Annotated in this window: 19 protein-coding genes and 1 tRNA gene; 10 read left to right on the plus strand and 10 right to left on the minus strand. The window is 59.9% G+C overall.

Features of this window, described 5'->3' with window-relative positions; genetic code table 11:
- Positions 1-165 precede the first annotated feature (165 nt).
- Complete coding sequence (locus tag G5195_RS18275; RefSeq protein WP_421236373.1) at positions 166-942, plus strand: glycosyltransferase family 2 protein; 777 nt, start codon at positions 166-168, stop codon at positions 940-942.
- Positions 943-993: 51 nt separating this feature from the next.
- Here the strand turns inward: G5195_RS18275 and G5195_RS18280 are convergent, their stop codons facing one another.
- On the minus strand, positions 994-2,031 hold the full coding sequence (locus G5195_RS18280) for a glycosyltransferase family 9 protein (RefSeq protein ID WP_421236374.1): 1,038 nt from the start codon (positions 2,029-2,031) through the stop codon (positions 994-996).
- Positions 2,032-2,165: 134 nt separating this feature from the next.
- Between G5195_RS18280 and coaD the strand changes: the two genes are divergently transcribed.
- Complete coding sequence (gene coaD, locus G5195_RS18285) at positions 2,166-2,648, plus strand: pantetheine-phosphate adenylyltransferase (protein ID WP_040069411.1); 483 nt, start codon at positions 2,166-2,168, stop codon at positions 2,646-2,648.
- 106 nt (positions 2,649-2,754) lie between these two features.
- Here the strand turns inward: coaD and G5195_RS18290 are convergent, their stop codons facing one another.
- From G5195_RS18290 to radC, 6 genes are all read right to left on the minus strand, one after another.
- Positions 2,755-3,690 (minus strand): VirK/YbjX family protein, encoded by a 936-nt coding sequence (locus G5195_RS18290; RefSeq protein ID WP_421236375.1) that lies wholly within the window; start codon positions 3,688-3,690, stop codon positions 2,755-2,757.
- 114 nt (positions 3,691-3,804) lie between these two features.
- Positions 3,805-4,617: a bifunctional DNA-formamidopyrimidine glycosylase/DNA-(apurinic or apyrimidinic site) lyase gene (gene mutM / locus G5195_RS18295; RefSeq protein WP_236563701.1), complete on the minus strand. Its 813-nt coding sequence runs from the start codon at positions 4,615-4,617 to the stop codon at positions 3,805-3,807.
- A gap of 24 nt (positions 4,618-4,641) precedes the next feature.
- Positions 4,642-5,097 (minus strand): hypothetical protein, encoded by a 456-nt coding sequence (locus tag G5195_RS18300; protein WP_421207234.1) that lies wholly within the window; start codon positions 5,095-5,097, stop codon positions 4,642-4,644.
- A 93-nt stretch (positions 5,098-5,190) separates the two neighbouring features.
- Positions 5,191-5,358, minus strand: a complete 168-nt coding sequence (rpmG, locus tag G5195_RS18305; protein ID WP_005307500.1) for a 50S ribosomal protein L33 — start codon at positions 5,356-5,358, stop codon at positions 5,191-5,193.
- An 11-nt stretch (positions 5,359-5,369) separates the two neighbouring features.
- Positions 5,370-5,606: a 50S ribosomal protein L28 gene (rpmB, locus tag G5195_RS18310; RefSeq protein WP_005307492.1), complete on the minus strand. Its 237-nt coding sequence runs from the start codon at positions 5,604-5,606 to the stop codon at positions 5,370-5,372.
- A gap of 136 nt (positions 5,607-5,742) precedes the next feature.
- Complete coding sequence (gene radC / locus G5195_RS18315; RefSeq protein ID WP_421236376.1) at positions 5,743-6,417, minus strand: RadC family protein; 675 nt, start codon at positions 6,415-6,417, stop codon at positions 5,743-5,745.
- 148 nt (positions 6,418-6,565) lie between these two features.
- Here radC and coaBC point away from each other — a divergent pair, with 148 nt between their 5' ends.
- The 5 genes from coaBC (at position 6,566) to pgi (ending at position 11,963) form a co-directional block, all read left to right on the plus strand.
- On the plus strand, positions 6,566-7,768 hold the full coding sequence (gene coaBC, locus G5195_RS18320; RefSeq protein WP_421236377.1) for a bifunctional phosphopantothenoylcysteine decarboxylase/phosphopantothenate--cysteine ligase CoaBC: 1,203 nt from the start codon (positions 6,566-6,568) through the stop codon (positions 7,766-7,768).
- Between the two features lie 81 nt (positions 7,769-7,849).
- Entirely contained in the window at positions 7,850-8,308 is a 459-nt protein-coding gene (gene dut, locus G5195_RS18325; protein ID WP_216979843.1) for a dUTP diphosphatase, read from the plus strand.
- A 68-nt stretch (positions 8,309-8,376) separates the two neighbouring features.
- Entirely contained in the window at positions 8,377-8,973 is a 597-nt protein-coding gene (gene slmA / locus G5195_RS18330) for a nucleoid occlusion factor SlmA (RefSeq protein WP_005339495.1), read from the plus strand.
- Positions 8,974-9,138: 165 nt separating this feature from the next.
- Positions 9,139-9,975 (plus strand): mechanosensitive ion channel domain-containing protein, encoded by an 837-nt coding sequence (locus tag G5195_RS18335; protein ID WP_041210774.1) that lies wholly within the window; start codon positions 9,139-9,141, stop codon positions 9,973-9,975.
- Between the two features lie 338 nt (positions 9,976-10,313).
- Entirely contained in the window at positions 10,314-11,963 is a 1,650-nt protein-coding gene (gene pgi, locus G5195_RS18340; RefSeq protein ID WP_123174042.1) for a glucose-6-phosphate isomerase, read from the plus strand.
- A gap of 156 nt (positions 11,964-12,119) precedes the next feature.
- On the opposite strand, the gene ilvC is transcribed toward pgi, so the two are convergent.
- Positions 12,120-13,601: a ketol-acid reductoisomerase gene (gene ilvC, locus G5195_RS18345; RefSeq protein ID WP_005355979.1), complete on the minus strand. Its 1,482-nt coding sequence runs from the start codon at positions 13,599-13,601 to the stop codon at positions 12,120-12,122.
- 252 nt (positions 13,602-13,853) lie between these two features.
- Here ilvC and ilvY point away from each other — a divergent pair, with 252 nt between their 5' ends.
- Positions 13,854-14,747, plus strand: coding sequence for an HTH-type transcriptional activator IlvY (gene ilvY / locus G5195_RS18350; RefSeq protein ID WP_005342097.1), 894 nt, complete (start codon positions 13,854-13,856; stop codon positions 14,745-14,747).
- On the opposite strand, the gene G5195_RS18355 is transcribed toward ilvY, so the two are convergent.
- Positions 14,736-15,596: a hypothetical protein gene (locus G5195_RS18355; RefSeq protein WP_421236378.1), complete on the minus strand. Its 861-nt coding sequence runs from the start codon at positions 15,594-15,596 to the stop codon at positions 14,736-14,738. The two genes, ilvY and G5195_RS18355, sit on opposite strands and share 12 nt — an antisense overlap.
- A 189-nt stretch (positions 15,597-15,785) precedes the next feature.
- On the opposite strand from G5195_RS18355, the gene G5195_RS18360 reads away from it, so the two are divergent.
- Positions 15,786-15,977, plus strand: a complete 192-nt coding sequence (locus G5195_RS18360) for a hypothetical protein (protein WP_005342100.1) — start codon at positions 15,786-15,788, stop codon at positions 15,975-15,977.
- Positions 15,978-16,050: 73 nt separating this feature from the next.
- A complete protein-coding gene (locus G5195_RS18365; protein ID WP_421236379.1) occupies positions 16,051-18,633 on the plus strand; it encodes a GNAT family N-acetyltransferase in 2,583 nt (860 codons plus the stop codon).
- A 265-nt stretch (positions 18,634-18,898) separates the two neighbouring features.
- On the opposite strand, the gene G5195_RS18370 is transcribed toward G5195_RS18365, so the two are convergent.
- Positions 18,899-18,975: transfer RNA gene (locus G5195_RS18370), tRNA-Asp, on the minus strand.

An 18,975-nucleotide genomic window follows, 5' to 3' on the forward strand; every position in this document is an offset into this window, starting at 1 on the left:
CCATTTTTCCAGCAGTGGCCCTCTTCCAACCGGATGTGACGAGACAGGCAAACAGCTGATAGAAACGGGCAATGGCGGCTCTCTCTTTGGCCCGTTTTTCCGTTAGAATGGCCCATCAATACGCATTCGACCCGCCAGCCGGGCAATAACCGTGAGCCCACATTCGTGAAAAAACCGACTCTGGCTGCCGTTCTGATCGTCAAGAATGAAGCCGATAACCTGCGCAAGTGCCTCGCCTCCCTCGACGGACTGGTGGACGAGATCGTCATTCTGGACTCAGGCAGTCAGGACGAGACCCCGGCCATCGCCGTCGAATTTGGCGCCCGCTTCTTCGTCAACGCCAAGTGGCCTGGCTTTGGCAAACAGCGCCGACTGGCCCAGTCCCACGTGCAGTCCGACTGGGTGCTGTGGCTGGATGCCGACGAGCGGCTCACCCCCGAGCTGAAAACCGCCATCGCCAACGTGATGGCCAATCCGGCCAGCGATACCATCTACTCGATCCCGCGCCTCTCCTGGGTGTTTGGCCGCTTTATCCGCCACAGCGGCTGGTATCCGGATCGGGTGCTGCGCCTCTATCCCAAGGCGCTCACCAGCTACAACGAGGCGCTGGTGCACGAAAAGGTGGAAGTGCGGGCCAACATGAAGATCGTCAATATTCATGGCGACCTGCTCCACTTCACCTATCGGGATCTGGAGCACTATCTGGTGAAATCCGCCGGTTATGCCCGTGCCTGGGCCGATCAGCGCACCGCCCGCGGCAAGAAGGGCTCCCTCAGTCAGGGGCTGATCCACGCCGTCGGCTGCTTCCTCAAGATGTACCTGCTCAAAGCAGGCTTCCTCGATGGCAAGCAGGGGCTACTGCTGGCGATCCTCTCCGCCCACTCCACCTTCATCAAATACGCCGACCTCTGGGTGCGCCAGCAACCGCAGCAGCCGGAATAACCGTCATACGAAACAGGGCCCCGCGGGGCCCTGTTTGCATTGCTGCATACGTTATTTGCGCCAGAAAGGCGCCGCCCAGCGGGCCATCACCGGCACCATGGTCTTGGGATCGAGTTGACTCATATCCTCCGGGTGGTCGCTATCCTCCGGCGGGCTGAAGGCGAGGTGACGCCCTTCGCTGTTGAGGGGCTTCCAACGCAGCGGAGTGGCGGAGCGGCGCATCGGGAAGAAGCCGACGGTCGGCACGTCGAGCGCACCGGCGATATGGAGCGGCCCGGTACTGCCTGCCACGAACAGGGCGGCGTTGGCCAGCACCTGACAGAACATCGGCAGACCGTCGCTGGAGCGGTAGATCCAGCCGTTGCCGCCGTGGGCCAGCAGCTCGGCCGCCAGCTGTTCAGCCATCTTCTCCTCACCCGGGCCTGCGGTCAGCACGCACTGCAGTTCGGGGCAGGCCTGATTGAGCTTGATGATGATGCGGGCGTACTGCTCGATGGAGAGGTTGTTGGCCGAACCGCCGCTACCGGCATGCACCATCAACCAGGGGCGGCTGGCATCGAGCTTGAGCTTGAGTGCCAATTGCTCGCGCACCTGTAGCAGGGTCTCGTCATCGAACTGCAGGAAGGGGGTCTGGGGCTCCACCACGGCCACCTGCTGATCGGCCAGGAAGCGGCGGATCAGCTCCAGATTGTACTCGGACTCCGGCTTCTGGGAGCGGGAGCGGCGCTGCACCAGTCGCTGGTTGTAGAGCACCTGCGCCAGCTTGGTCGCCGGCGCCAGCCGGTAAGGGATATGTGCCTTCCACACCAGCATGGCGTTGCGGGAGTTGGAGAAGAGGCAGATGGACGCGTCGAACGCCGCCGCCTTGATCCGCGCCAGCAGCGCTCGCTGTTGCTCCTTGTCGGCCCGCACGCCCGGATCGATGATCACCTCGTCAATCCAGGGGCAGAGCCGGGCCAGCGGCGCAGTGTAGGCCGGAACCAGGGCAGTCACATGACACTCCATGGAGCCTTTGAGCATGGCGAAACTCGGCCACGCCAGCATGAAGTCACCAATCTTGTCATTGCGAACGACCAGAATACGTTTCATAAAAAATCCCTTTGCTCCCTGTCACCAATGCAGGGAGGCTTGATGCGCGATGGCGTATTCTTGCCTGATGCACTGCTATTCTCAAGCGACGACCTTATAATGCGACCAAATTTCCAGGTTGCAGGACCGCAAAGATGACTACCAGGGTGATCTATCCCGGGACGTTTGATCCCGTTACCAATGGCCACGCCGATCTCATCGGCCGCGCCGCCAAGCTGTTTGACGAGGTGGTGGTCGGTGTCGCCAACAGCCCGAGCAAGCGACCTCTGTTCGATCTGGCAGAACGTGTCCAGCTTGTCCAGCAAGTGACCAGCACGCTTCCCAACGTCAAGGTGGTGGGCTTCTCCGGTCTGCTGGTCGATTTCGCCAAAGAGCATCAGGCCAACGTGCTGATCCGCGGCCTGCGCGCCGTCTCCGACTTCGAGTACGAGTTTCAGCTGGCCAATATGAACCGCCGCCTGATGCCTGAGCTGGAAAGCGTCTTCCTCACCCCGGCCGAGGAGAACTCCTTTATCTCCTCCACCCTGGTGAAAGAGGTGGCGCTGCACGGTGGCGACATCCGCCAGTTTGTCGACCCCGTGGTGGCCCAAGCCATCGCCGCCAAACAGAAAGGGTGATCCCCTTCCACACTGGCCATTCCCGACGGCAACAACGAACAAGGGCTACCCGTGGGTAGCCCTTGTTGTATCTTTCTCGTTATAGAGAGGTCAGCATGCTTGCCGGTTACTGACGGGCAAACCGCTCATTCATCTCCTGCACCAGCAGATCGAGCCACTCGTAGCGGCGCCGGTACATGGCCCGCTTCTTGGAGGCGATCTCCTCCAGCGGCTTGCGCGGCTGGGCTTGCAGGGCGACGAAGTTGGCATCCACATCCCGGGCGCCGAATTCCTGCCACAGCTCGTCATAATCGGCCTGCAAATTGGCTTTCTGCTTGCTGCTGTAGCGCTTGGCCTGAAACACGTGGGCCCGCTTGCGCACCGCCAGCACCTCTGCCGCCCCCATGGCCTGCGCCAGTTGCAGCACCAGCTGCACCAGCAGGGATTTGGGCCGCAGGCCGTGTCCCTCTTTGGTCAGCTCGCGCACCCGATCCTGGGCATTCTCGACCGCAGGCTCCGGCCCCTGCATGGAGCCGATCATCAGAATCAAATGATCGACGCTACCCGCCAGCGAAAAGGCGCAGCTGTAGAGGCGCTGCCCCTCGCCGTTGACGATGGAGAGCGCCAGCTCGGCCTCGCGGCGGAAGGTGCCATCATGGCGCAGCAGAAGGCGGCAGCCACTCTGGGGATAGTGCCCCAACTCGATCCCCTCGCCCAGATAGAGGGGATCAATCAGCTGCGGGTAGCACTCCAGCAGCAAACGGTAGTGATTTTCCAGCATCTCGGCCCGCTCACGGGCGCTGGCACAGGCGAAGCGATAGGGACGCATCGGCTTGTCGAGCAGCTCGGGATAAACAGCTGGAAGCGCCTTGAGCGAGTCGCACTGAAACAGGCTGAAGACCCGGCTCAACGACTTGCGATAGAGCAGGCTGCGCAGCACAAACTTGCCGCGATTGAAGGTTTGGCGCTCGCACCCCTCGGGATAGAGGAAGCGGGCCATGGATTTTGCGCAATAGCGCTCCTGCCGGGATAGATACTCCCAGTCTATTGATTTTAAAGTCATTTCTAGTTCTCAAACCGCCTGAACGGCCGCTGATACTAGTAATGACTGCGCAAATATTCAACAGCCTGGAAATATGCTGTTACAACTTCCCCCGGATCGGGGAAAAAAGTACGCTCAGCGCTGGCAATGACTGCAAAAAACCGTGGTACGCTGCCCCATTCTTGTCTCGGTCAGCAGGGTGTGACAGTGGAAACAGGGCTGACCGCCACGGCCGTAGACCTGCAACTGCTGCACGAAATAGCCTGGCTTGCCATCGGCACTGGTGAAATCCTTGAGGGTGGTGCCGCCCTGCCGGATGGCTTCGGCCAACACCCGCTTGATCTCGGCCACCAGGGTTCCCAGCCGCTCGGCGCTGATATTGCCCGCCGCCCGTTTGGGGTGAATGCCGGCGGCATAGAGCGCCTCGTTGGCGTAGATGTTGCCTACCCCGACCACCACCTGATTGTCCATCAGGAACTGCTTGATGGCAGTGCTGCGCCCCTTGGCACGCCCCTGCAGGTAATCAGCACTGAAGGCATCGGTGAGCGGCTCGGGCCCCAGCTTGGCGAGCAGCGTATGGGCTTCGGCCGGTTCCCTGGTCCAGAGCAGGGCGCCGAAGCGGCGCGGATCGTTTAGCCGCAGCAGCTTGCCATTCTCCAGCTCGATATCCACGTGGTCGTGCTTCTCGGCCGGGGTGCCGATATCCAGTACCCGCAGGCTGCCGGACATCCCCAGATGAAGGATGGCGGTGCCGAAATCGGTCTCCAGCAGCAGGTATTTGGCACGGCGGCGCACCCGATGGATGGTGAGGTCCACCAGCTCCTGAATCTCACCGGGGATCGGCCAGCGCAGGCGGCCATCCCGCACCACCACGCGCGTCACCTTGATACCGGTGAGCCAGGGGGAGATCCCCTGACGGCTGACTTCAACTTCTGGCAATTCAGGCATGGGTACCTCGCAAGGAAAAGGAACTCAGGGGGCAGGGCGCAGCAGATCGCGATACTGCTCGGCTGTGAGGGCGAGCCAGAGACCGGACGGCAGCTGGGCACCATACTGACCGCTATTCTGATAGAGGCCGATCTCGACCGGATCGTTCTGGCCAGCAATCCACACCTTGATGGTCACCGGCGCACCGCGTACCGCTTCACCGGGGGGTAACAACCAGCCCTGCCAACGTGCCAGCCGGGCATCCAGCTGCGCGCTGTCGAGCCCCAGATCCGGCCCGCTGCGCCAGCCCTGACCGATCCGCTCAATCTGCCAGCTCGGCCCCTGCCAGGTGAGCACCACAGCCTCATCAGGCAGCAAGGGGCGAGCGCGCTTGGCGCTATTCTCCTGCTGGGCCAACTCCATACGATGCAACAGGGTGATCACGATCAGCACCACCACGATGATCACGTTATTCCAGCCTTTGCGGCTCAATTTGAACATGGCAAGCCTCCCTTTGAACCGGCAGTGTACTGAATTCGGCGCATAAAAAAACCCGGCACGAAGCCGGGTTTTTGGGAATGCAGCATCAAGTAATTACTTGATTTTGCCTTCCTTGTAGATCACATGCTGACGAACAACGGGATCAAACTTTTTGATCTCCATTTTTTCGGGCATGGTGCGCTTGTTTTTGGTAGTGGTATAGAAGTGACCAGTACCGGCGCTGGAGTTCAGGCGAATTTTCTCGCGAATACCTTTAGCCATGATCTAATTCCTTATACCTTAACACCGCTGGCGCGCAGTTCAGCCAGAACCACTTCAACGCCACGCTTGTCGATGATACGCATGCCTTTTGCGGATACGCGCAGGCTTACGAAGCGTTTTTCACTCTCAACCCAGAAACGGTGAGTGTGCAGGTTCGGCAGGAAACGACGCTTGGTAGCGTTGTTAGCGTGCGAACGGTTGTTACCAACTGCCGGGCGCTTGCCGGTTACTTGGCATACTCTAGACATGTCAGTCTCTCCAAATCTTACTTCATTGCTCGAGCAAATATCTGCCCCGCTGGCCTTCGATTGCGGGGCAAACAGAAGGCGGCATTTTATACAGCATCCGTGATCAAAGATCAACTAATACGGCGCCAGAGCACAGTCATAACCAACCGCGCTCGGCGAAAGAAACCGTGATGCCGTCACCGATCACCAAGTGATCCAGCACTCTGATATCGATCAGGGCCAAGGCGGCCGTGATCCGATCCGTGATCTGGCGGTCGGCCCGACTGGGCTCGGCGACGCCGGACGGGTGATTATGCGCCAGAATCACCGCGGCTGCATTATGTTTGAGCGCGATCTGCACGATTTCTCTTGGCCAGACGCTCGCCGAATCGATTGTGCCGAAAAAAAGCTCAACAAATTGAATGACTCTGTGCTGATTGTCGAGCAACAGCAGGGCAAACACTTCGCGCGGCCGATCCCGCAGCTGGGCTTGCAAATAGTCGCGGGTCAGCTGGGGCGAGGTGAGGGCATCACCCCTTTGCAACTGCTGCGCCAGATGGCGTTTGGCCATCTCCAGCACCGCCTGCAACTGGGCATATTTGGCCGGGCCAAGGCCGTGGGCCTCGCAGAAAGCGCGCTGATCCGCACCCAGCAGATTGCGCAGCGATCCGAACTGATTCAACAGGTTACGGGAGAGATCGACCGCACTCAGGCCATTGACGCCGGTACGCAGGAAGATGGCAAGCAGCTCGGCATCGCTGAGCACCGTCGGCCCCTGTCGCAGCAGCTTCTCTCTGGGACGTTCATCTTCCGGCCACTCCTTGATGCTCATTTGTCTCTCCTCTCTCCCTGTTGAGGAAAAACATAGCAAATATTTGCGTGTTCCCCGCCACAACCCCTTGATGCCAACCCCTGTCGTCATCCCCTGCCTGTGGTATCTTAGCCGACCAGTCAAAGTGAGCCGGATAGAGAAACAGCAGATGAGATTGGCCGATAAACGCATCCTGTTGGGTGTCAGCGGCGGGATCGCCGCCTACAAGAGTGCCGAGCTGGTACGCCGTCTGAAAGATCAGGGTGCCGAGGTGCGGGTGGTGATGACCCGCTCCGCCAAGGAGTTCATCACGCCACTGACCCTGCAGGCGGTCTCCGGCCATCCGGTGGCGGACAGCCTGCTGGATCCGGCTGCCGAAGCGGGCATGGGCCATATCGAGCTGGCCAAGTGGGCCGATCTGGTATTGATCGCCCCCGCCAGCGCCAACCTGATGGCGCGTATGGCGGCCGGCATGGCCGACGAACTGCTCACCACCCTCTGTCTGGCCACCCCGGCACCGGTCGCCCTGGCGCCCGCCATGAACCAGCAGATGTACCTCAACGCAGCCACCCAAGCCAATCTCAAGACCCTGGCCAGCCGCGGCGTCCTGCTGTGGGGGCCGGATGCCGGCAGCCAGGCCTGTGGCGATGTGGGCCCGGGCCGGATGCTGGATCCCCTCGAACTGGTGGAGCGCTGCTGCCAGCAGCTGGCCGCCGAGCCCTTGCTGGCGGGCGTCAAGCTACTGCTGACCGCCGGTCCGACCCGCGAGGCGCTCGATCCGGTGCGCTACATCAGCAACCACAGCTCCGGCAAGATGGGCTTTGCCATCGCCCGCGCCGCTCGTGAAGCGGGCGCCGAGGTGACGCTGGTGAGCGGCCCGGTAACGCTGGCTACACCTGTGGGCGTCACCCGCATCGATGTCGAGAGCGCCGAACAGATGCATCAGGCGGTGATGAGCCGGGTGGGAGAATGCGATCTCTTCATCGGTTGCGCTGCGGTGGCCGACTACCGCCCCGAGCAGGTCGCCAGCCAGAAGATCAAGAAGACCGGTGACAACGATCAGATGGTGGTGAAGCTGGTGAAAAATCCCGACATCATTGCTGCCGTCGGCGCCCTTCCAGACAAACCCTTCACCGTCGGATTTGCCGCCGAAACCGTGGATGTGGAACAATACGCCCTCGATAAATTGCAGCGAAAGCGGTTGGACATGATCGCCGCCAACGATGTATCCCGCGAGGGGCAAGGCTTCAACGCCGATGACAACGCCCTGACCGTGTTCTGGCAAGGGGGCCAGGCGCCTCTGCCGCTGGCCGACAAGCTGACGCTGGCCCGTCATCTGGTTGCCCTGATTGCGTGTCACTATCGGCGCTAAGCGCCCCGAAAGAACAAGACTCACGGCGCCCCGCCTTGCCAAGAGGGGCGCCAACACAAGATCCAACTGAAAAAGCGATTCATGACAACACAAATTGAACTGAAGATTCTGGATGCCCGTATCGGTACCGAGTACCCGCTGCCCGCCTACGCCACTCCCGGCTCTGCCGGCATGGATCTGCGTGCCCTGCTGGATGCACCGCTGACTCTGGCTCCGGGCGATACCACTCTGGTACCGACCGGTCTGGCTATTCACATTCAGGATCCGGGTCTGTGTGCCACCATTCTGCCCCGCTCCGGTCTCGGCCATAAGCACGGCATCGTGCTGGGCAACTTGGTCGGTCTGATCGATTCCGACTATCAGGGTCAGCTGATGGTCTCGGTCTGGAACCGCGGCAAGGATGAGTTCACCATGCAACCCGGCGAGCGTATCGCCCAGCTGGTAATCATGCCGGTGGTTCAGGCCACCTTCCAACTGGTCGATGAGTTCAACCAGAGCGAACGGGGCGAAGGCGGTTTTGGTTCTTCCGGTCGTCAATAACAGACCACACCAACCTGATGGGCGGTGCCTAATAACAGAATCAAGCCATTGTTTTTTTAGGGGAATCCATGGCAAGCAGTAATCAGAAACAGAGTCGGCGCGATCAGATCCTGCAGGCGCTCGCCCATATGCTGGAAACCAGTCCGGGGCAGCGTATCACCACGGCCCGTCTGGCGGCCGAGGTCGGCGTATCTGAAGCTGCCCTCTATCGACACTTTCCCAGCAAGGCGCGGATGTTCGAGGGGCTGATCGACTTTATCGAGGATTCCCTGCTGTCACGGGTCAATCTGATCATGGCGGAAGAGAAAGACACCATGGCGCGCTGCCACCACATCCTGCAGTTGCTGCTGGTGTTCGCCGAGCGCAATCCCGGCATTACCCGCATCCTCAACGGCGATGCCCTGCTGGGGGAGCATGACCGGTTGCGAGACCGCATCAGCATCCTGTTCGACAAGCTGGAGACCCAGATCAAACAGGTGCTGCGCGAGAAGCGACTGCGCGAGGGTCAGGGCTTCCAGCTCGATGAGACCATGCTGGCCAATCTGCTGCTGGCCTACACCGAAGGTCGCATCAGTCAGTTCGTCCGCTCCGAGTTCAAGCTCAAGCCCACCGCCGGCTTTGAGGATCAGTGGCAATTTATTCGCAGTCAACTGCTACAAAGTTGATCGGCAGCGCTTTTCACCTAGCTTGAAGAAGGGAGGCCTTGGCCTCCCTTCTTTTTTGTGGCAGTTTTTTATGGCAGTAAAATAAGCACCAGATGCGACCCGGACTGTCGCGCTGCGATGTTAGATTCATGCGCCATAAACCTTTAGCACCCGAAAGGACATCCTATGGAACCCGAAATCATTACCGAAGCGCAGACCTGGCTGGTCAATAACCAGGGCCTGCTGATCGAGTATGCCGTCAACATCGCGGCCGCCCTGCTCACCCTGCTGGTCGGCTATATCGCAGCCAATCTGCTCAGCGGTGGCGTGGTAAAAGTGATGCAGGCGCGCAAGCTCGACACCACCGTCACCCACTTCGTTGGCAGCATCCTCAAATACGCCATCCTGGTGTTCGTGGTGATCGCCGCGCTGGGCCGGGTCGGCGTCCAGACCGCCTCCTTCGTCGCCATTATCGGTGCCGCCGGTCTGGCCATCGGTCTGGCGCTGCAAGGCTCGCTCTCCAACTTTGCCGCTGGCTTCCTGCTGATCATCTTCCGCCCCATCAAGGCGGGCGAGTTTATCGAAGTGGCAGGCACGTCTGGCGTGGTGCAATCCGTTCAGCTATTCACCACCACCCTCACCTCCGGTGACAACAAGATGGTGGTCGTTCCGAACTCCGCCATCCTCAACGGCACCATCGTCAACTACTCCCGCATGGATACCCGCCGCGTCGACATGACCTTCGGTATCGGCTACGGCTCCGACCTGCGCAAGGCCAAGCAGATCCTTGAGCGTCTGGTGAACGAAGAGCCGCGCATCCTGAAGGATCCGGCCGCTACCATCGCCGTCGCCGCGCTGGCCGACTCCTCGGTCAATATCGTGGTGCGCCCGTGGGTCAAGACCGGCGACTACTGGGGTGTCTGGTTCGACTTCCACGAGAAGGTGAAACTCACCTTTGATGCCGAAGGGATCGAGATCCCCTTCCCGCAGATGGTGATGCACATGCAAAAACCGCAGGCATGATCGCGGTAAAGCAGCAACCCACAATGCCAGCCTTCGGGCTGGCATTGTCATTTCTGGCACGCCATCCGCTGCATAATCAGGCCGGCTGAATGAAAACAATTTCAGAGCTGCGGGCCAGCCCCAATCATGAGCGAGCGCAAGATCCCCCTTGCTTTCGTGACTCATAATCCCGATGTTCTGGTTGTATACTCCCGACGGTTGCCCCATTGCGGTAAAAGACAATCGGTAAAACTCTGTTACACGGGCCGCCCGGCCGGCTCGCTATAATGCTCGGATAATAAGGTTTGGCGGGACCTTGCCTGCAAGGTTCAAACACAACTTGGCATTTCAGGAATCCTATGAAAAACATCAATCCAACCCAAACCCAGGCCTGGCAGGCACTGGAAGCCCACTTTGCAGCAAACAAAGAGACCCGACTCAAGGATCTGTTCGCACAGGACCCGAAGCGCTTTGACAAGTTTTCCCTCACCTTCGGCGGCGACATCCTGGTTGATTACTCGAAGAACCTGATCACCGAAGAAACCCTCAAGTTGCTGATTGATCTGGCCAAAGAGACCGATCTTCGCAGCGCGATCGATGCCATGTTCAATGGCGACAAGATCAACATGACCGAAGGGCGATCCGTACTGCACGTGGCCCTGCGCAACCGCTCCGACCGCCCCATCGAGTGCGACGGCAAGGATGTGATGCCGGAAGTGAACGCCGTACTGGCCAAGATGAAGGGCTTCTGCGAGAAGATCATCTCCGGCGAGTGGAAAGGCTACACCGGCAAAGCGATCCAGCACGTGGTCAACATCGGTATCGGTGGCTCTGACCTGGGCCCTGTGATGATCACCGAAGCACTGCGTCCCTACAAAAACCACCTGCAGATGCACTTCGTCTCCAACGTCGATGGCACCCACATCGCCGAAACCCTGAAGAAGATCGATCCGGAAACCACCCTGTTCCTGGTGGCCTCCAAAACCTTCACCACTCAGGAGACCATGACCAACGCCCTGACCGCCCGCGACTGGTTCATCAACATCGCCGGTGACAAGGCCCACGTTGCCAAGCACTTTGCTGCCCTCTCCACCAACGGCAAGGCCGTGGCCGAGTTCGGTATCGACACCAACAACATGTTCGAGTTCTGGGACTGGGTTGGCGGCCGCTACTCCTCCTGGTCTGCCATCGGCATGCCCATCGCCCTGTCTGTCGGTTTCGAGAACTTTGAAGCCCTGCTGCAAGGCGCCTTCGAGATGGATATGCACTTCGCCACTGCCTCCTATGAGCAGAACGTGCCGGTGCTGCTGGCGCTGATTGGCCTGTGGTACAACAACTTCTACGGTGCCGAGTCCGAAGCCATCCTGCCGTACGATCAGTACATGCACCGCTTCCCTGCCTACTTCCAGCAGGGCAACATGGAATCCAACGGCAAGTACGTGGATCGCAACGGCAAGCCGGTTGACTACCAGACCGGCCCCATCATCTGGGGTGAGCCGGGCACCAACGGCCAGCACGCTTTCTACCAGCTGATCCATCAGGGCACCAAGCTGATCCCCTGTGACTTCCTGGCGCCGGCCATCAGCCACAACCCGATCGGTGATCACCACCCGAAACTGCTGGCCAACTTCTTCGCCCAGACCGAGGCACTGGCCTTCGGCAAGAGCAAGGAAGAGGTTGAAGCCGAGTTCCTGGCTGCAGGCAAAACCCTGGAGCAGGTCAAGGATCTGGTGCCGTTCAAGGTGTTCGAAGGCAACCGCCCGACCAACTCCATCCTGTTCAAGAGCCTGACCCCGAAAACCCTGGGTGCCCTGATCGCCATGTACGAGCACAAGATTTTCGTACAGGGCGCAATCTGGAACATCTTCTCCTTCGACCAGTGGGGTGTGGAGCTGGGCAAACAGCTGGCCAACAAGATCCTGCCGGAGCTGGGCAACAACGAGGCTGTCACCAGCCACGACTGCTCCACCAACGGTCTGATCAACACCTGGAAAGCGTGGAAAGCCTGATTTATCAGACCTTTCTGAATGCAAAAGCCCCGCTCGATGAGCGGGGCTTTTTTATGATTGTCAGGCTGATTTTTCTGGCTGGCCGGTCGGGTGTCCAGTCCGACCGGCGACGGGGATCGTCATCCCCGCCCCTTCATCATCCAGCCCGATGCAGGCTTAACCGCCAACAGCGATGCGTTTCATGTCCTTCATGTAGCCACGCAGTACCTGACCGATTTTTTCGATCGGATGGTTGCGGGTCGCTTCGTTGGCCGCCAGCAGCGCCAGGTTATCCACGCTCTGCCCTTCCGCCTTGCTGGCACCCAGATCACCCGCCTTCAGGGTCGGCATGAAGTGCTCGCGCAGCAAGGGCACGGCGGCGTTGGCGAACAGGTAGTTGCCGTACTCGGCGGTGTCGGAGATGACCACGTTCATCTCGTACAGACGCTTGCGGGCAACTGTGTTGGCGATCAGCGGCAACTCGTGAAGGGATTCGTAGTAGGCGGACTCCTCGTAGATACCGGAAGCCACCATGGTCTCGAACGCCAGCTCGACACCCGCCTTGACCATGGCCACCATCACCACGCCATTGTCGAAGTACTCCTGCTCGGCAATCTTGCCTGCAAACGCCGGGGCGTTTTCGAAGGCGGATTTACCGGTCTCTTCACGCCAGGTGAACAGCTTGACGTCATCTTCGGCCCAATCGGCCATCATGCCGCGGGAGAACTCACCGGCGATGATGTCGTCCATATGCTTCTCGAACAGCGGGCGCATCAGGGTCTTGAGCTGCTCGGAGAGCTCGAAAGCGCGCAGCTTGGCCGGGTTGGAGAGGCGGTCCATCATCAGGCTGATGCCACCCTGTTTCAGGGCTTCGGTGATGGTCTCCCAGCCGAACTGGATCAACTTGCCGGCGTAGGCCGGGTCGGTGCCTTCGGCAACAAGTTTGTCGTAGCAGAGCAGGGAACCTGCTTGCAGCATGCCGCAGAGGATGGTCTGCTCGCCCATCAGGTCAGATTTCACTTCCGCTACGAAGGAGGACTCCAGCACGCCGGCACGGTCGCCACCGGTGGCAGAGGCCCACGCCTTGGCGATGGCCATGCCTTCGCCCTTGGGATCGTTCTCCGGGTGAACGGCGATCAGGGTCGGTACACCGAAGCCGCGCTTGTACTCTTCACGTACCTCGGTGCCCGGGCACTTGGGCGCCACCATCACGACGGTGATATCGGAGCGGATCTGCTGACCCTCTTCCACCACGTTGAAGCCGTGGGAGTAACCCAGCGCGGCGCCCTGCTTCATCAGCGGCATCACGGTTTTGACCACGTCGGAGTGTTGCTTGTCCGGAGTCAGGTTCAGCACCAGATCGGCAGTCGGGATCAGCTCTTCATAGGTACCGACCGCGAAGCCGTTGTCGGTGGCTTTCTGCCAGGAGGCACGCTTCTCGGTGATGGCGGCCTTGCGCAGGGCGTAGGAGATATCCAGCCCGGAGTCGCGCATGTTCAGACCCTGGTTCAGCCCCTGGGCACCACAGCCCACAATCACCACCTTCTTGCCCTTCAGCACGTTGCAGCCGTCCGCGAACTCTTCGCGCTGCATGAAACGACACTTGCCCAGTTGGGCCAACTGCTGACGCAGGTTCAAGGTGTTGAAATAGTTAGCCATGGTGATTGCTCCGTTCGATTGATTCCATGCCGAGTAGCGGCGTTGTCTGAACCACTATAGCGCGGGACACTTATTGCCTGAACTGATATATTCGAAATAGTACGTTGCAATAATTGAAAGATGATTCTTGGCAATTGCGCCCCATGCACGCCCCGTTTCGGCAATATTGCCGCTGAATTGTGCGGGGATGCGATTGCCGGAACCGGACGATACAACATGAATTTATGCCCTGACTGCAGCAGGAAGTGATCAATGGACCTTCGCAATCTCGAGCTGTTTCTCCACCTCGCCGACTCCCTCCACTTCGGCAAGAGTGCCGATGCCATGGCGGTCAGCCCCTCCACCCTGAGTCGCGCCATCCAGCGACTGGAACAGGAGACCGGCTGTATCCTGTTCGAGCGAGATAACCGCTCGGTACGGCTCACCCCCGCCGGCGAGAAGCTGCGGGAGTTTGGCGGCGGCCTGTTGCAGGAGTGGCGTCAGCTCAAGCAGGAGCTCAAACGCAGCGATGAACCACTGCAGGGACGGCTGCGCGTGTTCTGCTCGGTCACTGCCAGCTACTTTCTGCTGCCCGAGGTGCTGGAGCGCTTTCGCCGCCGCTACCCCCAGCTGGAGATCAAGCTGGAGACCGGCGACCCGGCGCTGGCGGTGGACAAGATCCTGGCCGACGAGGCCGATCTCGCTATCGCCGCCCGCCCCGATGCCCTGCCGGCCAAACTCGAATTTGCCAGCCTGCAGCTGGTGCCGCTGGTCTTCATCGCGCCGCGCAATGCCCCGCAGCTGAACCAGTGGTTCCGTCAAGGGGAGCCGGATTGGGAGCAGCTGCCAGTCATCCTCTCCGAGCAGGGACTGGCCCGTAAACGCAGCGATCAGTGGTTTCGCAACAAGGGGATAGCCCCCAACATCTATGCCGAAGTGGCGGGGAACGAGGGGATTGTCGCCATGGTGGCGCTCGGCTGTGGCGTGGGGCTGGTACCGGCGGCGGTGATCGACCACAGCCCGCTCGGCGACAAGGTACGGATCATCGACCTCAAGCCCGCCTTCAAGCCATTTGATGTGGGGATCGGGGTACTCAAGAAGCGGCTGGAGGAGCCATTGATCCGCGCCTTCTGGGATACCGCGCAGAATCAGGGTTCACTGCGCTGACACCGGTTTATAGATGAGTGCCGGATCAGCCATCATGACGCGACTGGGCAACGGCAGGTCGGGATTGTGCAGCTCGAGGCGCACCCGCTCATCCAGTTTTAGCCGCCGAATGGTGCTGCCAAATCCCTCTTCAAAAACCCGATCAAAAGCGCCCGATTGCCGTGCCCGCTGCAGGCCGAGCTCGATACGCTGCGCCAGCTCCGGATAGTTGGGCGAGACAAAGAAGAGCAGCGCTAGCGGATAGCGAAATACCAGACGAGGCTCGATGGCCAGATCCGGGTGCTGCCTGAGTTCATCCTCGATCTCGATGACCGAGCGCAGGAAGCAGTCAAAACGCTTCTTGCGCAGCATGTTGAAAAGCGCCTCATAAAGATTGCCCACCGTCACCTTTAGGCCGTTGGCCTTGAGCAACTGGGTATCGGGCCAGGATCTGTGCTGACCGATGGAGAGTCCGGCGCGATGCCAGTCCACCAACGAGCCGATCGCAGCAAAACGCCCCTCGTCACCCTGCCGAACAAGACACACCCGCCACCCCAGCAGCCCCTTGGCCAGCGGAATGTGGACCGCCAACAGCTCTCGTTCCCGTTCACCATCCGGGGCAAAGACGCCAATCTGAACCAGCTCGCCACTACGCAACTCCTTCACAGCCCGCCCCTGCTCCATCTGGGGGCTGGGGACCAGCTGGTAGGGGCCATACTCCGGTACGGTGAGATCGAGAGAGAGCCGCAGCAACTGGACGACGGCGGGGTTGGGGTGATCCAGCAACAGATTCCAGGCGCGGATAGGCTGCTCGGCTGCCGATACGCCAACCGCCCACAATCCCATACACCACCACCAGACTCTGATCATCCCGTGCACCATCCGCTCCTCATGCACCTCATTCTCCTCGCCATACTATAACGCCAGCCAGCGGCTCAACGGTGCCCTCTCTGAAAGATGTGTGAGCGCTCTCGTGTCAAAAGTGACAATAGGCAAACCATGCAGCTCATCGCAGACTAGGCATTCATCAACAAACACCAAGGCGCAGGGAGGAGAGCCATGAAACAGCATCTGGTAGAGATCAAGGGTTCTACCCTGTTTGACGAGTATCTGCAAAGTATGGGGGTGCCCAGCACGGCGCTGGATAGGGAGCAGGATATCTATCTGCAGGAACGCTACCTGGGAGCCATTCGTCGGGTACAGGGCGAACTGCGCTTTTATCTGCGTGCCAATGCCCTGAACAAACGGTGATCGGGAGCCGGTCACAGAACCCGCAGCAAAGGCGTATTAGACTGGTATCTTCCCCCTTTTGTCGGGAGTGCCCATGAAAGCAAGCGGTCTGGATCGGCTGTTCAAACCCCAATCAATCGCCGTGATCGGCGCCTCGACCGACCCGCTCAAGGCGGGTCATGTGATCGTGCGTCACCTGCTGGCAGGCCAATTCAAAGGGCCCATCCTCCCGGTCACTCCGCGCAACAAGGCCATCGCCGGCGTGCTGGCCTATCCCGATATTGCCAGCCTGCCGCTGATCCCAGATCTCGCCATCATCTGCACCAGACGGGAACGAGTCTTGCCACTATTGGAAGCGCTCGGCCATAAGGGCTCTGGTGCAGCCATCATACTGGCCGCCGACTTTTCCCCCGAGGAGCGGCTGGAGCTGAAACGGGTCTGCCAACAATACGGCATTCGCCTGCTCGGCCCCAACAGCATGGGAATGCTGCTACCCGGCCAAGGGATCAACGCCAGCTTTTCACCCATTGCCGCCAAGCCGGGGCAGGTCGCCTTTCTCTCGCAATCCGCCGCCGTCAGCACCACCATTCTGGATTGGGCCAAGCAGCATGAACTGGGCTTTTCCGCCTTTATCTCACTTGGCGATCACTGCGATATCGACTTCGGCCAGCTGCTGGATCAGCTCTCCCGCGACAGCGTCACCCGTGCCATCTTGATCTATATGGACAAGCTGCACGACGCCCGCCACTTTCTCTCGGCTGCGCGGGCAGCCTCGCGCAACAAGCCGATCCTGGTGCTGAAAAGCGGGCGCCACGAACCGGCCCACGGTCTCGACAACGTCTATGATGCCGCCATCCGCCGCGCCGGCATGTTGCGGGTACGGGATACCCACGAACTGTTTGCCGCGGTAGAAACCTTGAGCCACTCCATGACCCTCAAGGGAGAGCGGCTCGCCATCATCTCCAACGGCCGCGGGCTGGCCAATATGGCGGTGGATGTGCTGCTGGAGCGGGGCGGCAAGCTGGCTCGCCCGCCGCTCGATATTGGCAGCGATGCTACCATCACCACCTATCAGGAGGCGCTGGACAACGTGTTGCAGGAAGATGGCATCGACGCCATCCTGATCATCCACGCACCCTCGCTCACAGCACCGAATGCACCGCTGGCCAGCCATCTTATCGCCCATCTGAAACAGCATCCCAGAGCGCGCCGTTTCAATATCCTCACCAACTGGGCGGGCGAATACTCGGCGCAGGAGGGTCGCAAACTCTTTACCGAGGCAGGTTTCCCGACCTATCGCACGCCGGAAAGTGCCATGGCCGCCTTCATGCACATGGTGGAATACCGCCGCAACCAGAAGCAATTGATGGAGACACCGGCATCACTGCATGGCAACCAGCTCAATGTCGAGCTCTGCCAACATCTGGTCCGTCAGGCGCAGGAGCGCAAGCAGCTGAGGCTGGATACCCATCTGGTGCATCCAATTTTGCAGGCTGCCGGCCTCTCGACCCTGCCAACCTGGATCGTCACCGATGCCATCGAGGCGACCCTGACCGCCGAGCAGATCGGCTATCCGGTGGCAGTGAAACTGCGCTCACCCGACATCCAACACAAGTCTGCCGTACACGGGGTGGTGCTCAATCTGCGCACCTCGGCAGAAGTGGCGCAAGCCGCAGATGCCATTCTGGATCGGGTCAGACAACACGATCCGGGCGCCCGCATCGAAGGCTTGCTGGTGCAACGCATGGCCCGCCGCAGCGGCGGCCTGGAGCTGCGGGTGCGGATCCAGCAAGACGCCATCTTTGGCCCCGTCATCCTGCTGGGTGAGTCGGGCGCCGAACCGCAGGAGATGGTAGCAGCCTTGCCACCGCTCAATCAGGCACTGGCACGTTATCAGATCATCGGTGCCCTCAAGAGCCGCAAGATCCGCGAACAGGCGACGCCGGAACGACTGGATATTGATGCCTTGGGCCAAGTGCTTTGCCAGCTCTCCGAGCTATTGCTCGCCTTTCCGGAGATTCAGGAGCTGGACCTGCACCCGCTGCAAGCATGCGGCGCCGAGATGGTGGTACTGGATGCCAGCCTCACGCTGGCTGACCCCGCCATCACAACCAGCAACCGACTGGCGATCCGCCCCTATCCTACCGAACTGGAGGAAGGTGCCTGGCTTAAGGATCAGCGCCATATCCTGCTGCGCCCGATCCGGCCGGAAGATGAACCGGCTCACAAGCAGTTCGTGCTGCAGGTCTCCGATGAAGACAGATACAAACGCTTCTTTGCCGATGTGGGCGAGCTGGGGCATGAAGAGCTGGCTCGCATGACCCAGATCGATTACGACCGGGAGATGGCCTTCGTAGCGGTGGGGCAAGGTGGCGAGCTGCAGGATCAGATCCTCGGCGTGGTACGCGCTATTTCGACCCCGGACCAGAGCGATGCCGAGTTTGCCATTCTGGTGCGATCGGACTTGAAAGGGGTGGGGCTCGGCAAATTGATGATGGAGAAGATCATCCGCTACGCCAAAGAACAGGGGATTGGCCAGCTATCCGGCATGACCATGCCCAGCAATCGTGGCATGGTCAACCTCGCCAAGCGACTTGGCTTCAAGATCGACGTGCAGATGGAAGAGGGGGTGGTCAATATGGAACTTCCCTGTAGTCAGCAGGCAGCAGAAGGCTGATTTGACCATCTGTAGAGCTGTTCAAATGGCTGTGAATGAAACTGATAAGGCTCAGATATAGCCAGAAAATGGTGGAAATAAACGGCTATCTGGCTCTCTTTTGGCAGGTAAAAACCAAACGTTGGCTGTTTAACACGCTAAAAATACAAAACCCCGGTTATGAAGCCGGGCTTTGTGTCGATTCTGGTGTGCAAATCTGTGGGTCTTATGGACAAAATCGCCCATAGCAAAAAGGCCTTCCCAATCGGGAAGGCCTTCAAATTATTGGCGGAGCGGACGGGACTCGAACCCGCGACCCCCGGCGTGACAGGCCGGTATTCTAACCGACTGAACTACCGCTCC

The sequence above is a fragment of the Aeromonas sp. 601039 genome (assembly GCF_049174415.1).
GTDB classification, from domain to species: Bacteria; Pseudomonadota; Gammaproteobacteria; order Enterobacterales; family Aeromonadaceae; genus Aeromonas; species Aeromonas veronii_A.

Bases quoted from the DNA above. Each gene is read 5' to 3' on its own strand.
- G5195_RS18280 (WP_421236374.1), bottom strand. From the start codon at position 2,031: ATGAAACGTATTCTGGTCGTTCGCAATGACAAGATTGGTGACTTCATG.
- coaD (WP_040069411.1), top strand. From the start codon at position 2,166: ATGACTACCAGGGTGATCTATCCCGGGACGTTTGATCCCGTTACCAAT.
- G5195_RS18290 (WP_421236375.1), bottom strand. From the start codon at position 3,690: ATGACTTTAAAATCAATAGACTGGGAGTATCTATCCCGGCAGGAGCGC.
- mutM (WP_236563701.1), bottom strand. From the start codon at position 4,617: ATGCCTGAATTGCCAGAAGTTGAAGTCAGCCGTCAGGGGATCTCCCCC.
- G5195_RS18300 (WP_421207234.1), bottom strand. From the start codon at position 5,097: ATGTTCAAATTGAGCCGCAAAGGCTGGAATAACGTGATCATCGTGGTG.
- rpmG (WP_005307500.1), bottom strand. From the start codon at position 5,358: ATGGCTAAAGGTATTCGCGAGAAAATTCGCCTGAACTCCAGCGCCGGT.
- rpmB (WP_005307492.1), bottom strand. From the start codon at position 5,606: ATGTCTAGAGTATGCCAAGTAACCGGCAAGCGCCCGGCAGTTGGTAAC.
- radC (WP_421236376.1), bottom strand. From the start codon at position 6,417: ATGAGCATCAAGGAGTGGCCGGAAGATGAACGTCCCAGAGAGAAGCTG.
- coaBC (WP_421236377.1), top strand. From the start codon at position 6,566: ATGAGATTGGCCGATAAACGCATCCTGTTGGGTGTCAGCGGCGGGATC.
- dut (WP_216979843.1), top strand. From the start codon at position 7,850: ATGACAACACAAATTGAACTGAAGATTCTGGATGCCCGTATCGGTACC.
- slmA (WP_005339495.1), top strand. From the start codon at position 8,377: ATGGCAAGCAGTAATCAGAAACAGAGTCGGCGCGATCAGATCCTGCAG.
- G5195_RS18335 (WP_041210774.1), top strand. From the start codon at position 9,139: ATGGAACCCGAAATCATTACCGAAGCGCAGACCTGGCTGGTCAATAAC.
- pgi (WP_123174042.1), top strand. From the start codon at position 10,314: ATGAAAAACATCAATCCAACCCAAACCCAGGCCTGGCAGGCACTGGAA.
- ilvC (WP_005355979.1), bottom strand. From the start codon at position 13,601: ATGGCTAACTATTTCAACACCTTGAACCTGCGTCAGCAGTTGGCCCAA.
- ilvY (WP_005342097.1), top strand. From the start codon at position 13,854: ATGGACCTTCGCAATCTCGAGCTGTTTCTCCACCTCGCCGACTCCCTC.
- G5195_RS18355 (WP_421236378.1), bottom strand. From the start codon at position 15,596: ATGATCAGAGTCTGGTGGTGGTGTATGGGATTGTGGGCGGTTGGCGTA.
- G5195_RS18360 (WP_005342100.1), top strand. From the start codon at position 15,786: ATGAAACAGCATCTGGTAGAGATCAAGGGTTCTACCCTGTTTGACGAG.
- G5195_RS18365 (WP_421236379.1), top strand. From the start codon at position 16,051: ATGAAAGCAAGCGGTCTGGATCGGCTGTTCAAACCCCAATCAATCGCC.